The organism is Amycolatopsis sp. N2S4-7 (assembly GCF_058119595.1).
On record NZ_CP172299.1, the window covers coordinates 8,487,283 to 8,503,362 of the forward strand.

General features: G+C 72.1%; 12 protein-coding genes. 5 read left to right on the top strand and 7 right to left on the bottom strand.

Going from position 1 to position 16,080, the window contains the following annotated elements:
• The first annotated feature begins 6 nt into the window (after positions 1-6).
• Positions 7-918 (top strand): extracellular catalytic domain type 1 short-chain-length polyhydroxyalkanoate depolymerase, encoded by a 912-nt coding sequence (locus tag ACH54P_RS40035; RefSeq protein WP_489908484.1) that lies wholly within the window; start codon positions 7-9, stop codon positions 916-918.
• Positions 919-964: 46 nt separating this feature from the next.
• On the opposite strand, the gene ACH54P_RS40040 is transcribed toward ACH54P_RS40035, so the two are convergent.
• Genes ACH54P_RS40040 through ACH54P_RS40060 form a run of 5 tightly spaced genes read right to left on the bottom strand, consistent with a single transcriptional unit; the run spans position 965 to position 6,467 of the window.
• Positions 965-3,088 carry an alpha/beta hydrolase family protein gene (locus tag ACH54P_RS40040; protein WP_489908485.1) on the bottom strand — a complete coding sequence of 708 codons (2,124 nt, stop codon included), beginning with the start codon at positions 3,086-3,088 and terminating at the stop codon, positions 965-967.
• A complete protein-coding gene (locus ACH54P_RS40045; protein WP_489908486.1) occupies positions 3,085-4,188 on the bottom strand; it encodes an alpha/beta hydrolase family protein in 1,104 nt (367 codons plus the stop codon). Before ACH54P_RS40045 ends, ACH54P_RS40040 begins: the two co-directional genes overlap by 4 nt.
• 19 nt (positions 4,189-4,207) lie before the next feature.
• Positions 4,208-5,197, bottom strand: a complete 990-nt coding sequence (locus ACH54P_RS40050) for an ABC-2 membrane transporter-related protein (RefSeq protein ID WP_489908487.1) — start codon at positions 5,195-5,197, stop codon at positions 4,208-4,210.
• Complete coding sequence (locus ACH54P_RS40055; protein ID WP_489908488.1) at positions 5,194-6,075, bottom strand: ABC transporter ATP-binding protein; 882 nt, start codon at positions 6,073-6,075, stop codon at positions 5,194-5,196. The genes ACH54P_RS40050 and ACH54P_RS40055 overlap by 4 nt, the downstream gene beginning before the upstream one ends.
• Positions 6,072-6,467 (bottom strand): GntR family transcriptional regulator, encoded by a 396-nt coding sequence (locus tag ACH54P_RS40060; RefSeq protein ID WP_489908489.1) that lies wholly within the window; start codon positions 6,465-6,467, stop codon positions 6,072-6,074. Before ACH54P_RS40060 ends, ACH54P_RS40055 begins: the two co-directional genes overlap by 4 nt.
• Positions 6,468-6,645: 178 nt before the next feature.
• On the opposite strand from ACH54P_RS40060, the gene ACH54P_RS40065 reads away from it, so the two are divergent.
• Positions 6,646-8,166 carry an alpha/beta hydrolase gene (locus tag ACH54P_RS40065; RefSeq protein WP_489908490.1) on the top strand — a complete coding sequence of 507 codons (1,521 nt, stop codon included), beginning with the start codon at positions 6,646-6,648 and terminating at the stop codon, positions 8,164-8,166.
• Here the strand turns inward: ACH54P_RS40065 and ACH54P_RS40070 are convergent.
• Positions 8,094-9,488, bottom strand: a complete 1,395-nt coding sequence (locus tag ACH54P_RS40070; RefSeq protein ID WP_489908491.1) for an NAD(P)/FAD-dependent oxidoreductase — start codon at positions 9,486-9,488, stop codon at positions 8,094-8,096. The genes ACH54P_RS40065 and ACH54P_RS40070 overlap by 73 nt on opposite strands.
• A gap of 227 nt (positions 9,489-9,715) precedes the next feature.
• Here ACH54P_RS40070 and ACH54P_RS40075 point away from each other — a divergent pair, with 227 nt between their 5' ends.
• Positions 9,716-10,417, top strand: coding sequence for a hypothetical protein (locus ACH54P_RS40075; RefSeq protein ID WP_489908492.1), 702 nt, complete (start codon positions 9,716-9,718; stop codon positions 10,415-10,417).
• 28 nt (positions 10,418-10,445) lie between these two features.
• Entirely contained in the window at positions 10,446-12,032 is a 1,587-nt protein-coding gene (locus ACH54P_RS40080; RefSeq protein ID WP_489908493.1) for a DNA polymerase Y family protein, read from the top strand.
• A gap of 57 nt (positions 12,033-12,089) precedes the next feature.
• On the opposite strand, the gene ACH54P_RS40085 is transcribed toward ACH54P_RS40080, so the two are convergent.
• A complete protein-coding gene (locus tag ACH54P_RS40085; protein WP_489908494.1) occupies positions 12,090-12,503 on the bottom strand; it encodes a hypothetical protein in 414 nt (137 codons plus the stop codon).
• 254 nt (positions 12,504-12,757) lie between these two features.
• Here ACH54P_RS40085 and ACH54P_RS40090 point away from each other — a divergent pair, with 254 nt between their 5' ends.
• Positions 12,758-16,075 carry an error-prone DNA polymerase gene (locus ACH54P_RS40090; protein WP_489916918.1) on the top strand — a complete coding sequence of 1,106 codons (3,318 nt, stop codon included), beginning with the start codon at positions 12,758-12,760 and terminating at the stop codon, positions 16,073-16,075.
• Positions 16,076-16,080 lie beyond the last annotated feature (5 nt).

Below are 16,080 nucleotides of genomic sequence, written 5' to 3' on the forward strand. Positions count from 1 at the left end.
TACGTGATGAAACGCATGCTCACCGCTGTTCTGGCTCTGGTGGTCATGGCCCTCGGCATCGCCTCGCCCGCCCAGGCGGCGGCGTTGACCAGGGTGACGAACTTCGGCACCAACCCGACGAACCTGAACATGTACGTCTACGTGCCCGACCGGGTGGCGGCCAAACCGGCGCTGCTGGTGCTGGTGCACTACTGCGGCGGCTCGGCGAGCTCGGTCTTCGGCTGGAACGGCAAGGACTACGTCACCGCGGCCGACCGCTACGGCTACATCATGGTGCTGCCGGAAGCGACCCGCAGCGAGAAGTGCTTCGACGTCTCGACGCCCAAGGCGCTGAAGCGCAACGGTGGCGGGGACTCGACCGGGATCATGTCCATGGTCGCCTACGCCAAGTCCCGCTACAACGTCGATCCGGCGCGGGTTGTCGTCAGCGGGTTCTCCTCCGGGGCGATGATGACGAACGTGCTGGCCGCCCAGTACCCCGACGTGTTCGCGGCGGGTTCGGCGTTCTCCGGGGTGCCCGCCGGGTGCTTCGCCACCACGAACGGCTCGCTGTGGAACAGCACCTGCTCGGGCGGGAACTCGATCAAGACCGCGCAGCAGTGGGGCGACCTCGCCCGGTCGATGTACCCGGGCTACCCGGGCCGCTACCCGCGGATGCAGCTGTGGCACGGCACCACCGACACCACGCTGGCGTACCCGAACTTCGGTGAAGAAATCAAGCAGTGGACCAACCTGAACGGCTTGAGCCAGACACCGGCGTTCACCGACCACCCGCAGTCGAGCTGGACGCGCACGCGGTACGGCAACACGAGTACCCAGGCCACGGTGGAGGGCGTCAGCATCGCCGGCGTCGGGCACTCCCTGCCGATGACCGGGCAGCTGGCGTACGCGATTTCGTTCCTCGGCCTCGACCACTGAAAACACGGCGGAAGCGGCACCCCCAGTGCCGCTTCCGCCGCGCCTCTCACCGGCAGAACGCGACTTCCGGGAAGCCCGGCTGATCCAGCACCGGTTGCGGTTCGCCGCGCAGGTGCTGGTCGAAGAACGCGTTCACGTACGTCCGCGTGATCTCCTGCGCCCGCACGGCGGTGCCCTTCGCACCGATGTCGACGCCGAACTCGTCGCCGAACAGGCCGACGTCGGTGAACGACGCGTGCTGCGTGCCCGCCACCTCGACCCAGCGCTTCCACCCGGTCATCTGCGCGTAGTCCCGTTCCCACTCCACGTTCCCCGGCGCGCACTTCGGCACCTGCTCGTGGTTGACGAACATGAACGGCCGTGCCAGCCCCGGTGCGGTGAGCGGGAGCTCGGTCTTTCCGTCGATGTCGATCCCGGCCTTGATCCGGCCGTCGGCGACCATCGCCGGGATCGTGCTCGCCCCGCCCATGGAGTGCCCGGCCATACCGATCCGGGAACTGTCGATCAGCGAAGCCCACTTCGAGCGCGTCAGCGAGTCCAGCACGAAGGACACGTCCTTCGCCCGGCCCAGCTCCAGCTTCTGCCAGAACGCGGAATCGTGCGGGACTTCGCAGGAAGCGCACCCCGCGAAGCGGCCGTCCGGGAAGCTCTGGCCGGCGTTCTCGTACGTGTGGCCGACCACCGCGACGGCGTACCCGTGGCTCGCCAGGTCCTCGGCCAGCGCGCTCAGCGTGGCTCGGGGCTTGGTGTAGCCGGGCGACAGCACGACCAGCGGCAGGCCGCGGCCCGCCGGCCGCGCGTCGGCGACGGAGTTGGTCACCGTCCTGGTGAGCGTGTCGGACGGCACGTCGAGGCCGCTGCCGGTCAGCAACGCCGCCGACTCCGCCGGGCTCAGGTACTGCGTGCGCTGACCTTGCGCCGAGGCGGCCGGGTAGAAGAGGGAAACCATCAGCTCCCGGTAGGGGACCGACGGCACCCACGGGTCGGGGCGCGAAGTGTCCTTCAGGTACACCGCCGTGCTGCCCACCGGCCGGTCGCCGGTCGGCGCGGGCAGGTACGGCGTCGACGTCCGGGCGAAGGCGACCTCCGGGTACCGCGCCGATGGCTGGTCCAGCAGCGGCTGCGGCCGGCCGCGCAGGTGCTGGTCGAAGAACGCCCGGACGTAGGTCGCGGTGATGGCCTGCCCGCGCGCCGCCGGTGTCGTCGCGCCGAAGTCGAGGCCGAGCTGCTCGCCGACCAGGCCGATGTCGGTGAACGACGGGTGCTGCATGCCGGCCACGGTGAGCCAGCGCTTCCAGCCCTTCAGCTGCTTCCAGTCGGCGTCCCAGGTGGCGGACTCGTCGCCGGTGCCGGGGGCGTACAGGCTCTGCCTGCCGAAGAACAGGAACGGCCGGTCGAGGCCCGGGGCGAGCAGGGGATCGCTCTGCGTGCCATCCATGTCGATCCCGGCCTTGATCCGGGTGTCGGTCACCATCGCGTTCACCGTGCTCGTGCCGCCGACGGAGTGCCCGGCCATGCCGATCCGGGAACTGTCGAGCAGCGGCGCCCACTTCGAGTGCGCCAGCGAGTCCAGGACGAACGAGACGTCCTTCGCCCGGCCGCGCTGCAGCTTCTGCCAGAACTCGATGCTGTAGCTGCCGCAGGCCGCGCAGCCGGTGACCCGGCCGTCCGGGAACGTGGTGGCCACGTTTTCGTAGGTGTGGTCGACCAGGACCACCAGGTAGCCGTGGCTCGCCAGGTCTTCGGACAGCGAGGTCAGCTCGGCGCGGGGCCGCTTGAAGCCGGGGGACAGGACGACGGCCGGCAGGCCGTGCCCGGCCGGCCGCGCGTCGACGACGGCGTCGGTGCGGACCGTGGTCATCGCCGACGGCGGGATGCCCTCGATGCCGGCTTCGTCGAAGACGGCCTTCGCCTCGGCTTCGGACATGAACTGCTTCTTCGGCCCGTCCGCCGGAGCGGCGGGGTAGAAGAGGGAGACCATCAGTTCGCGGTAGGGCACCGAAGGCACCCACGGATCCGGCCGCGAAGTGTCCTTGAGGTACAGCGAAGTGGTGCCGACGGGCCGGTCGCCGGTCGGTTTCGCCAGGGTGAGCGCCGGGTCCGCCGACGCGGTCGGCGAGGTCAGGGTCAGTGCGAGTGCGGTGACGGCCATGAGGATCATCTTCTTCATCCGATGAAGGTCACTTCCGGGTAGGCGGGCGAGGGCGCCGCCAGCAGCGGCTGGGGCCGGCAGCGCAGGTGCAGGTCGAAGAAAGCGCTTACGTAGTTCCGCGTGATCGCGAGCGCGCGGTTCGCGTCGATGGTCGCGCCGAGGTCGACCCCCAGCTGGGCGGCGAGCACGCCGAGGTCGGTGAACGAGTTGTGCACCGTGCCGGACACCATGAGCCAGCGCTTCCAGCCGGTCAGGTGCGGCCAGTCCGTTTCCCAGTCGTCGTACGGCCCGGGCTCGCCCGGGGTGTAGGAGTCCATGCTGCCCAGGAACAGGAACGGCCGGGACAGCCCGGACGCCGGGATCGGGACGTGGACGCTGCCGTCGAGGTCGGCGCCGGCGCGGATGCGCGGGTCGGCGAGCATCGCCTGGGTGGTGACGGCGCCTCCCGCGGAGTGCCCGGTCATCCCGATCCGCGCGGGGTCGACCAGAGTGCCCCACCGGGAGCGGAACAGCTCGTCGAGCACGAACGACGTGTCCTTCGAGCGGACCTGCGCGAACTTCTCCCAGAACCCGGGCTGGTCGTCGGCTTCGCAGGCGGCGCAGCCGGTGACGTGGCCGTCGGGGAAGGTCGTGGCGCGGTTCTCGTAGGTGTGGTCGATCGCCGCGACGACGTAACCGCGGCTGGCGAGGTCCTCGGCCAGCGCGGTGAGGGTCGCGCGGGGCTGGGTCCAGCCCGGCGACAGCACGACCAGCGGCAGGCTGTGCCGCCGCCCGGCGGGTTTCGCGTCGACGACGGCGTTCGTCCGGACGGTGCTGAGGACGTCCAGCGCCAGCCCGGGGATGTTCTGCCGCTCGAGGTTGCGTTCCGACTCGAGCGGGGTCATGTACGGCTTCTTGGGCCCGTTCGCCGAGGTCGCCGGGTAGAAGACGGAGACCATCAGCTCCCGGTAGGGCACCGACGGCACCCAGGGATCGGACCGCGAAGTGTCCTTCATGGACAGTGTGGTGACGCCGACGGGCCGGTGGCCGGTCGGGGCGGGCAAGGAGGGCGTCGTGGCCGCCGAGGCGGGCGACGCGAGGGCGACGGTCAGTGCGGCGGACACCGCGAGAGTGCGCATGGTTCCCCCAGGGGAATCGTCAGGACAGGTGGCGGAGGCGGCGGAAGCAGAACCAGGTGAGCAGGGCCGTCATCGCGAGGAAGAGCGCGAGTTCGAGCCACTGCAGCGGCCAGAACCGCGAGCCGGGCTGGTAGGTCAGGCGCTGCTGGTAGCCGTGGGTGCCCAGCTGCGCCATGCACCCTTCGAGGCTGCCGCGCGGCGGCGGCCCCGCCTCGCGGCTCGGCCTCGGCACGCAGCTCTGCACGAAGTCCGGCAGCGGGGAGACCACCGTCCCGGCCGGGTCGACGGTCTCGTTCGCCAGCACCCACGCGCCGGGCGGGTTCCGCACGCCGATCTCCAGGATGTCCCCGGTGTCGTCCCCGGTGATGTTCGTGATGTTCTTGCCGGTGATCGCGACCGTCTCCACCTGCGCCGGCAGCAGGTACGGGCGCACGAAGGCCGGCACCACGAGCAGCACGGCGGCGAGCGCGACGAGCGTGACGGCCATCGCGGCGACCGTCCGCTTCAGCAGCATCCCGACGGCGACGCCGAGGGCGAGGGCGAAGGCCGCGTAGCCGATCGGGACGATGCCGCGTGCGCCGAAGACCACCGGCGCGATGCGCGACAGCATGCCGCGATCGGTCTGCTGGGCGGAAAGCGCGTCGATCGGGCTCGCCCACCAGCTCACCGCCACGCTCAACAGCCCGGCCGCGACCACCGCGGCGAGGAGCCCGAAGCCGAGCTTGGTGGTGAGCCACTGCCGGCGCGTGATGGTCTGGTTCCACACCAGGCTGTGCGTGCCGTTCTCCAGCTCGCGCGTGATCATCGGGCCGCCCCAGAAGACGCCGATCACCGCGGGCAGCAGGTAGAGCGCCAGGATCGTGCCGCCGAAGAGGACGTCCTGGTCGGAGAAGTTCGTGCGGCCGACCAGGTCCGGCCCGGTGATCGCGAGGACCACGCCGATCGCGATCAGGCCGGCGAGCACCGACAGGGCGGGGAAGCGGAACTGGCGCCAGGTGAGCCAGGTCATCGGAGCACCTCCAGGGCGGGGCGGGCGGCGGCCGGGTTGCTCATGTACTCGAGGACGAGGTCTTCCAGGCCGATCCGCCCGACGGTCCAGGCGGGGTCGAGGATCGGTGCCTCGGTGCGGACGAGGACGGTGGTCTGGCGGTCGGTGTGCGTCGCGGAGACGACGTGCTGCTCCGCCGGCAGCGTCTCGACGTCGCGGCGCGGCCCGGAGAGCCGGTGGTGCGTGGCGAGCAGCGTCTCGACCTCGCCGATCACCCGGACCTCGGACGCCACCAGCACGACGAGGTGGTCGCAGACGCGTTCGAGGTCGTTGACCAGGTGCGAGGACATCACGACGGACAGCCCGTGTTCCGCGACCGCTTCCATGAGGTCCTGCAGGAACTCCCGGCGCGCCAACGGGTCCAGTGCGGCGACCGGCTCGTCGAGCAGCAGCAGCTCGGGGCGCTTGGCGATGCCGAGCGTCAGCGCGAGCTGGGCGCGCTGGCCCCCGGAGAGCTTGCCCGCCTGCTGCTTCGGGTCCAGCCCGAGCCGTTCGATCCGCTTGGCCGCCAGCGATGCGTCCCAGCTCGGGTTGAGGTGCGCGCCGAGCCGCAGGTGCTCTTCGATGGTCAGGCCGGGGTAGACCGGCGTGTTCTGGGCGACGTAGCCGACTTTCGCCAGCTGGGCCGGGCCGCTGCCCGGCACCCCGCCGCACACCTCGATCGTGCCGGCCGTCGGCTCCAGCATGCCGGACGCGATGTTCAGCAGGGTGGACTTGCCGGCGCCGTTGGGGCCGACCAGGCCGGTCACGTGGCCGGCCTCGATCTCGAGCGTGCAGCCGCTCAACGCCCACTTGCGCTGGTACTTCTTGCCCAGTCCCTGGGCACGCAGGACGGTCACGCTATGTCCTCTCTGGCGGAGTCGCGAAACGTGGACATCAACAAGGCTTCGATGCTCTCCTCGTCGAGGCCCGCCTTGCGGGCCTGGGAAAGCCAGCGGCCGAGGTCCCGCCGCAGGGGGCCGAGCACGGCGAACGAGGCGCCGCCGCCGAGCGTGGCCGTCACGAACGTGCCGACGCCGGGGCGGGCCGAGACGAGCCCGTCGTGCTCCAGCTCGCGGTAGGCCTTCAGCACGGTGTTCGGGTTGATCGCGAGGCTCGCGACCACGTCCTTGACCTTCGGGAGCTGGTCCCCTTCGTTCAGCAGGCCGAGGCGCAGCGCGTGCCGCACCTGCTGGACCAGCTGCTGGTACGGCGACAAGCCGGACCTCGCGTCCAGGTGGAACTCGATCATCGGCAACTCCATTTATCTATGTACCTAGTACTATAGCTAAGCAGAGGTGGTGCGGCCAGGAGATCTTTTTCGGCCGGAGTGGCCAACCTCGCCGCCGGTCCGGCGTCTGTGGAGGCGAGTGATCGTTTTCCTGCGTCGAAAGGACTTTTTCGTGCGTCGATTTCCTGGGGGAGGCATCGTGCGCGGCGTGGTCGTCGCACTCGGTGTCTCGATGGCTGTCTCGGCGGGACCGGCGGTGGCGTCCGCCGCGCCGTCCTCCGTCGACAGCGTGCCGACGCCACAACTGAGCTGGACCGGCTGCGAGGACGGCTTCCAGTGCGCCACCGCTTCGGTGCCGCTGGACTACGACCGGCCGTCCGGCGCGAAGATCGACCTCGCGCTCATCAAGCTGCCCGCCGCCGACCCCGCCCGCCGGATCGGCACGCTGTTCGTCAACTTCGGCGGCCCCGGTGCGTCCGGCCTGCAGCGGCTGCGGGAGCGCGGGAAGTGGCCGTGGCTGTTCTCCGACGAGCTGCGCGCGCGGTTCGACCTGGTGTCGTGGGACCCGCGCGGGATCGCCAACAGCACCGCGGTGCGGTGCTTCGACTCCCTCGCCGAGCAGCAGTCGTTCTTCGGGTCGTTCCCGGAGATGCCGGGTGACCCGAGCGGGAACGCGGCCTTCTACGCCAAGTCCAAGGAGCTGGCCGACCGCTGTTCGGCGAAGGCGGGCCCGATCCTGGAGCACGTCTCGACGGCCAACACGGCCCGCGATCTGGAACTGCTGCGCCGCGCGGTCGGGGACCCGAAGCTGACCTACCACGGCATTTCCTACGGGACCCAACTCGGGGCCACGTACGCGAACCTGTTCCCGAACCGCATCCGGGCGATGGTGTTCGACGGCACGATGGACTTCGTCGGCAACGCCACCGGGCACGACGGCACCGGCCGGACCGTGCCGCTGGACACCCGGCAGGACGTCGCCACGGGCATCGCGCAGACGTTCGAGCAGTTCCTGCGGCTGTGCACGGAAGCGGGACCGAAGTGCGCGTTCTCTTCGGGTGACCCGAAGGCGAAGTGGGCGGCGCTGACGGCCCGGGCCAAGCAGGCCCCGATCGTCAGCGACGGCGAGACCTGGACGTACTCGGGGATCATCAACGCGGCGGCCGACCTGTCCGACTCGCGGGGCTGGCCGGACATCGCGGCGCTGCTGCAGCGGCTGTACGACGCGCCGCCGGCTTCTGCGGCTTTCGCCTCCACGGCCGGTGAGCAGTACACGTCGAACCGCACGGAGGCGTTCAACGCCATCCAGTGCAGCGACAGCGACGTGCCCACCGACCCGGCGGTCTACAGCCGGTACGCGGAGTCCGAGGACCAGCGGGTGCCGTACTTCGGGCGGATCGCCGTGCTGGACATGATGAGCTGCGCGTACTGGAAGGCGAAGGACACCGACCGGTACACCGGGCCGTGGAACCGCCCGACGTCCGCGGAGATCCTGGTGCTGAACAACCGCTACGACCCGTCGACCCCGCTCCACGGAGCCCGGGACGGCGCGGCCGAACTGGCGCGGGCCCGAGTCTTCGTGACCGAAGGCTACGGTCACTCGTCGATGTACGTGCCGAGCACGTGCACCGAGCAGGTCAAGCGGGACTACCTGATCTCGGGCACCTTCCCGGCGGCGGGCAAGACGTGCGCGGTGGACGCGAGTCCGTTCGCGGGCTGATCGTGGCGGGCCTCACCGGCGACGGTGAGGCCCGCTGTCACGAAGGCGTCCCGCGGGTGCTGCACCGAGGCCAGCGACAGGATGTCGCGGCCGAACAGGGCCTGGGTCAGCCACACCGCGAGCACGCGGACCTTGCGTTCCCACGTCGGCACGGCCAGCACGTGGTAGCCGCGGTGCATGAGCCAGGCCGGGAGTCCTTTGACGACCAGGCTCTTGTACTGGAAGATCCCGCGGCCCAGGCCGAGGGTCGCGATGGCGCCCAGGCTGTGGTGCACGTACGGCTTCGGTTCGCGGCCGCGCAGGGTCGCGATCACGTTGCGGGCCAACAGCTTTCCCTGCCGGTACGCGTGCTGCGCGTTGGGCACCGTGCGTGCGCCCGGGATCGGCGAGGCGAGGTCGGGCACCGCGGCGTCGTCCCCGGCGGCCCACGCGCCGGTCACGCCCTCGATCCGCAGATCCGGCCGCACGACGAGGTAACCGCGCTCGTCGACCGGGAGGTCGGTGTGCCGGCCGACGACGGGGTTGGCGCCGTTGCCCGCGGTCCAGACGATCAGCTCCGAGTCGAACTCCTCGCCGGTCGAGAGCGTCACGTGGCCGCCGGCCGCCGACGTCACCAGCGTGTTCAGGTGGACGCGGCCGCCCCGCCGTTCCAGCTCCCGCACCACCCAGCGGCCCGGGCGGTCGGTGACCTCGGGCAGGATGCGGCCCGACGCCTCGACGAGGTGGAACCGCAGCTCGTCGCGGTGCAGCTCCGGGTAGCGCTTGAGCAGCGCCGTCGCCAGCGACAGCAGCTCGCCGAAGCCCTCGACGCCCGAGAAGCCGCCGCCGACGAAGGTGACCGTGAGCAGCTTCCGGCGCTGCGGGCCGGCGGGGAGCGCGGCGGCGCGGTCGAAGGCGGTGAGCAGGCGGTCGCGGATCGCGACGGCCTCTTCGACGTGCTTGAGGCCGATCGCCTGCTCGGCGATGCCGGGCACCGGCAGCGTCCGGGTGACCGCGCCGGCGGTGACGACGATCAGGTCGTAGCCGAGCTCGAAGTCGTCGCCGTCGGCGGGCCGCACGGTGACGACGCGGTGGGCGTGGTCGACGGCGGTCACCTTCCCGGCGATGACCCGGGTGCGGCGCAGGTGCCGCCGCAGCGACACGGCGGCGTGCCGGGCCTCGACCGAGCCGGCCACGACCTCGGGCAGGAACGGCTGGTAGGTCAGGTAGGGGCGGGGGTCGACGAGGGTGACGCCGGCCTCTCCGGGACGCAGTTTCTTCTCCAGCTTCCAAGCGGCGTAGAAGCCGGCGTAGCCACCGCCGACGATCAGGATCTTCCGCATGCTGTCCTCTTTTCTCGCTTCACCACCTGGACGAGGTGGCGTCGGCGGCTGTGACGGCTCCGGGCGGTGCGACGGGTCACAGCTCCTGGGTGAGGTACGGCGGCCCGGCTTGACAGCGCGGCCTCCCGTCTCGCACTATGCGAACAAGTGTTCGATGATTCTCCTGGGTTCGCCTGCTCGATGCGGGTGTCTCCGGTGCGAGTACGTGGTGCTGGAGGTGGGCGGCGATGGCGGTGCCGGAGGCGTTGGCCGGTCTCACGGCGATCCCGGGCGTCCGCCCGGCCTCGCAGCTGCGCGAGCCGAGCCCGGACGCGGGCCCGGGGGAGCTGCTGACGGTGCTGCCCGCGCTGGCGCGGCTGCTGCCCGGCGGCGGGTTGCGGCGCGGCAGCACGGTCGCCGTCCGCGGGGCGACGTCGCTGGTGCTGGCCCTGCTCGCCGCGGCGACCCGCGACGGCTCCTGGGCGGCCGTGACGGGGTTGCCCGAACTGGGCCTGGCCGCGGCGGCCGAACTCGGCGTCGACCTGGAGCGGATCGCCCTCGTGCCGCACCCCGGCGCCGAGCTGGCCGGGGTGCTGTCGGCGCTGGTCGACGGGTTCGACCTGGTGGTCCTCGGCTCGACGCTCGCCGGCGGCGTGCAGCCCCAGCTCGCCCGGCGGCTGGCCGGCCGGGTCCGCAACCGGGGGACGGTGCTGCTGACCGTCGGGCCCTGGCCGGGTGCCGATCTCGAGCTGCGCGTCTCCGGACGCCGCTGGCACGGGCTCACCCAGGACGGCCACGGGCACCTGCGAGCCCGTGACGTGGTGGCGACGAGCCGCGGACGCGGTTCGGCGGCGCGTCCGCAGTCGGTGCCGTTGCGGCTGCCCGGCGTGGGCGGCGGGCTCACCGGTACCGAGCCGCCGGAACGGCGGCTGGCCGAGGTGGCCGGATGAGCGCCACGCCCTCGGCCCGGGTTCCGGGATGACCGACGCACCACGGCTGCTGGTGCTGTGGTGCCCGGACTGGCCGGTCGTCGCCGCCGGCGCCGCCGCGGGCACCCCGCCCCTCGCCCCCGCCGCCGTTTTCTCCGCGAACCGCGTCGTGGCCTGCTCCGCGGCCGCGCGGCGCAGCGGCGTCGGGCGGGGGATGCGGCGGCGGGACGCGCAGTCGCGGTGTCCGGAACTCGTGGTGCACCAGCACGATCCGGACCGGGACGCCCGGCTGTTCGAACCGGTCGCCGCCGCCGTGGAGGGGCAGGCCGTCGGGGTCGAGGTCGTGCGGCCCGGCATCGTCGCCGTGCCGGTCACCGGCGCGGCCGCCTACTTCGGCGGTGAGGAGGCCCTCGCCGAACTGCTCGTCGACGAAGTCGCCGCGCGAGCCGGAGTGGAGTGCCAGGTCGGGATCGCCGACGGGCTGTTCGCCGCGACCCTCGCCGCCCGTCGCTCGGCCTTCGTCCCGCGCGGTGGGGCGGCAGCGTTCCTCGCGCCGCTCGCCATCGGCGAGCTGAACCAGCCGGGAGACGACCGCGGCGAGCTCGTCGGGCTGCTGCAGCGGCTCGGGCTGCGCACCCTCGGCGCGTTCGCCGCCCTGGCCGAGCGCGACGTCGCCGGCCGCTTCCCGACGGACGCCGTCACCGCCCACCGGCTCGCCCGCGGCCTCTCCGAACGCCCGCCGCTGCGCCGCGCCCTCCCGCCGGACCTGACGGTCACCGAGGAGTTCGACCACCCCCTGGAGCGGGTCGACGAAGCCGCGTTCGTCGCGAAAACCCTCGGCGAACGCTTCTTCGCGGGCCTCGCGAACCACGGCCTCGCCTGCACCCGCCTGGCCATCGTCGCCGTCACCGAAGCCGGCGAGGAACGCGTCCGGGTCTGGCGGTGCGCCGAACCGCTGACCGCGCGCTCGACGGCGGACCGGGTGCGGTGGCAGTGCGAAGGCTGGCTCACGGCCCGCCGCGGCGACCGGCCCAGCGCCGGGATCGTCCGGCTGCGCCTCGACCCCGAGGAGGTTGTCGGCGGGCAGGCGCTGCAGCTGCAGCTCGGGTCGCTGGGCCGCGACGCCGACGCCGCCGAGCGCGCCGGTCGCGCGCTGGTGCGGATCCAGGGGCTGCTGGGTCCGGACGCGGTCGTCACGCCCCTGCTGGACGGCGGCCGCGGCCCGGCCGAGCGCGTCCGGCTCATCCCGTGGGGCGAGCCGCGCCGTCCGGTGGCCGCGGACCGGCCGTGGCCGGGCCGGCTGCCCGCGCCCTCGCCGGCGGTGGTGTCGCCGGGCCCGGTCCCAGCGGCGGTGCTCGACGCCGTCGGCGACGTCGTCCGCTGCACCGCGCGCGGCGAACTGGGCCGCCCACCCGAGACGGTCGCCGTCGACGGCGGCGCCCCGCGCCGGGTCCTCGGCTCGGCCGGCCCGTGGGTCGTGCACCCGGCGCTGCCCGCCCGCCGCGGTGAACCGCCCCTCGCGCGGATCCAGGTGGTGCTGGAAGGCGGCACCCCGGAAGACGGCGACGTCGCTCTGCTGCTCAAGGCGACGGTCGGGGATGATCCACAGTGGACGGTGGAGGGTGTCTACGACTAGCTGCCCCCGGGGTCGGGGCCCATCCGCCGTCGCGGGTGGGCCCCGGGGCTCAGCGGGTCAGCACCTGACCTTGATCTCCTTGGAGTTCCGGACCCACATCTCGCCGCTGCCGCGGTAGCCGAACATCTGCGCCCGGTAGGTCTTCGTGCCCTGGCCGGTGCAGGTGAACGTCGTGGTGATGAGCTGGTTGCGCGGCCAGGAGCCCGCCCTCGGCACCTTGTCCGACCAGCCGATGACGTTCTTCAGCTGGACCTGGATCGTGAAGCCGACGGTGTTCGGCGTGTCGCAGTCGAAGAAGCCGCCCTTGGCGTCGATGAACTTGTTCTCGCGCTGGTACACGTTGAGGTGCACCTGCTGTGAGCTCGGGTCGCAGCCCACGGCCTGCGTGCCGGTGCCTTCGGCCGACGCGGGCATGACCAGTGCCGTGACCGCGACGACGGTGGCCGCCACCGTCGTCAGGATTCGCTTCATCGTCCGTCCCCTTCTGTCATCTGTGTTCTCCCTCGCCCCCCCGGTCGCTCCGGGCGGCCACGTCGAACACCCCCGGCGTCAGGGGGCGGTTGAGGCCGTCGTGACTTTTTCACTCGATCAGGGTGCCGTTAGCGTTGTCACGTCCGAGTTGACAGCGGCCACCGGCAGGCACAGGATCACCTTGTCGGTCGTACAAGTGTTCGAACAGTAGTCGCTGGCTTCCCCACAGCGAACCAAGCGTGTGGGAGCTGGTTTTGGCGTTCAACAACCCGAACGTGCCGTGGTCCGAAGTGGAGCGGATCGCCTCCGGGCGGCCGCCCGTTCCCGGGGACGGGAGCGACGCCCCGGCGTGGTCCCGCAAGCGGGAGGGCTACGCCGGAGCGCCGGAGGACCTGCGGGACCGGCGGGGCCGCGACGACGGCGGAGACCGGATCAGGGCTCCCTACGCCGAGCTGCACGTCCACTCCAACTTCAGTTTCCTCGACGGCGCTTCGCATCCGGAGACCCTCGTCGAGGAGGCCGCCCGGCTGGAACTCGACGCGCTCGTGCTGACCGACCACGACGGGATGTACGGCGCGGTGCGCTTCAACGACGCCGCTCGCGAACTCGGCGTCCGCGTCGGGTTCGGCGCCGAGCTCTCCCTCGACCTGCCCGCGCCGCAGGCCGGCGCGCCCGATCCGGCCGGGTCGCACCTGCTCGTCATCGCCCGGCGGCAAACCGGCTACCACCGGCTGTGCCGGGTGATTTCGCGCGCCCAGCTCGCCGGCGGGGAGAAGGGGCGTCCCGTCTACGACATCGAGGAACTGGTCGACGAGCTGGCCGGGCACGTGGTCGTGCTGACCGGCTGCCGCAAGGGTGCGGTCCGCCGCGCCCTCGCCGAACGCGGTCCCGCGGCCGCGCACGCCGAGCTGGCCCGGCTGGTCGGCTGGTTCGGGCGGTCGCACGTCGCCGTCGAGCTGATCGACCACCGGCAGCCCCTCGACGACGCGGCCAACGACCACCTCGCCGCCCTGGCGAAGGACCTGCGGCTGCCGACCGTCGTGTCCGGCAACGTCCACTACGCCCGCCCAGACGACGCCGTCGTGGCGGACATGGTCGCCGCGGTCCGCGCCCGCCGGTCGGCCGAGGACCTCGAAGGGTGGCGGCCGCCGTCCGGGCAGGCGTTCCTGCGGTCCGGGATGGAGCAGCGGCGCCGGTTCGAGCGCCGTTACCCGGGCGCCGTCGGCCGCGCCGCCGTCCTCGGCGTCGAGGTGGCGTTCGACCTCAAGCTGGTCGCGCCCGACCTGCCACCGTTCCCCGTCCCGGCCGGGCACGACGAGATGTCGTTCCTGACCGAGCTCACCTGGGCCGGCGCGACGAAGCGCTACGGACCGCGGGAAGACAACCCGAAGGCCTACGCCCAGCTCGACCACGAACTCGCCGTCATCGAGAAACTCGGCTTCCCCGGCTACTTCCTCGTCGTGTGGGACATCGTCCGGTTCTGCAAGGAAGCGAACATCCTCTGCCAGGGCCGCGGCTCGGCCGCGAACTCCGCCGTCTGCTACGCGCTGGGGATCTGCCACGCCGATCCGGTGAAGTGGAACCTGCTGTTCGAGCGCTTCCTAGCGCCGGAGCGGGACGGGCCGCCGGACATCGACATCGACATCGAGTCCGACCGCCGTGAGGAAGCCATCCAGTACGTCTACGAGAAACACGGCCGGTTCCACGCCGCGCAGGTCGCCAACGTCATCACCTACCGCGCGCCCTCGGCGATCCGCGACGCCGCGAAGGCGCTCGGCCACAGTTCGGGGCAGCAGGACGCCTACGGCAAGCTCGTCGACCGCTGGGGCGGCGTCGCCGCGACGAAGCAGCAGGCCGCGGGAACGATCCCGGACGACGTCCTCGACCTGGCCGCGCGGATCGAGGACTTCCCGCGCCACCTCGGCATCCACTCCGGCGGCATGGTGATCTCGAAGCAGCCGGTGTCCGAAGTGGTCCCGGTCGAGTGGGCGACGATGGCCGACCGCACCGTGCTGCAGTGGGACAAGGACGACTGCGCCACCGTCGGGCTGGTCAAGTTCGACCTGCTCGGCCTCGGCATGCTTTCCGCGCTGCACTACATGATCGACCTCGTCGCCGAACACCACCGGACCACAGTGGACATCGGCATGCTGGACCTGGCCGACCCGGAGGTCTACGACATGCTCTGCGCCGCCGACGCCGTCGGGGTGTTCCAGGTGGAATCCCGCGCCCAGCTGGCGACGCTCCCGCGGTTGCGGCCGCGGAAGTTCTACGACCTCGTCGTCGAGGTCGCGCTGATCCGGCCCGGCCCGATCCAGGGCGGTTCCGTGCACCCCTACATCCGGCGCCGGCGCGGCGACGAGGAGTGGCAGCACGCGCACCCGCTGCTGGCGTCCAGTTTGGACCGGACGCTCGGGGTGCCGCTGTTCCAGGAGCAGGTGATGCAGATGGCCGTCGACGTCGCCTCGTTCACCGGCGCCGAGGCCGACCAGCTGCGGCGGGCGATGGGGGCGAAGCGGTCGAGCGCGAAGATGAAGGCGCTGATGGCGCGGTTCTTCACCGGTTGCGCGGCCAACGGCCTCGACCGCGAGCTGGCGACCCGGATCTTCGAGCAGATCCACGCCTTCTCCGGCTACGGCTTCCCCGAAGCGCACTCGATGTCGTTCGCGCTGCTCGTCTACGCGTCGGCGTGGTTCAAGCGCTACTACCCGGCCGCGTTCTGCGCCGGGCTGCTGCGCGCGCAGCCGATGGGCTTCTACAGCCCGCAGTCCCTGGTCGCCGACGCCCGCCGCCACGGCGTCCACGTCCGGGAGCCGGACATCGACACGAGCCTCGCCCACGCCACCCTCGAACCCGACGCCGGAAGCACCGGCGGCGTCGCCCTGCGGCTCGGCCTCGCCGGGGTGCGCCACCTCGGTGCCGCCGTCGCCGAGGAGATCGTCGCCGAGCGCGAGGCCAACGGCCCGTACGGGAGCGTCGGCGACCTGACCCGCCGCGTCCAGCTGAAGAAGAACGCCGTGGAGGCCCTGGCCACGGCCGGCGCCTTCGGGACCGACCGGCGGCAGGCGCTCTGGGCCGCCGGTGCCGCGGCGGCCACCCGGCCCGGCCACCTGCCCGGGCTCGCCCCGGGCCTCGACGCGCCCGCGCTGCCGGGCATGACGCGGCTGGAGGTCACCGCCGCGGACCTGTGGGCCACCGGCGTCTCCCCGGACAGCCACCCCGTGGAGTACCTGCGGGACCTGCTGAACCGGCGCGGGGCGATCACCACCGCCGAACTCGCCCGGACGGCGGACGGAACGCGGGTGTGGGTCGGCGGCGCGGTCACCCACCGGCAGCGCCCGGCGACCGCGGGCGGGATCACGTTCCTCAACCTGGAGGACGAGACGGGCATGGCGAACGTCCTCGTGTCCCAGGGCCTGTGGCTACGGCAGCGGTTGGTGGCCCGCACCAGCGCGGCCCTGCTCGTCCGCGGGTACGTCCAAGCGGGGGAGGGAGTGGTCACGCTGGTCGCCGATCGCCTCGAGGCACTAGACCTTTCGATGATGACGGCGCCCTCACGCGACTTCCGGTGAGCACG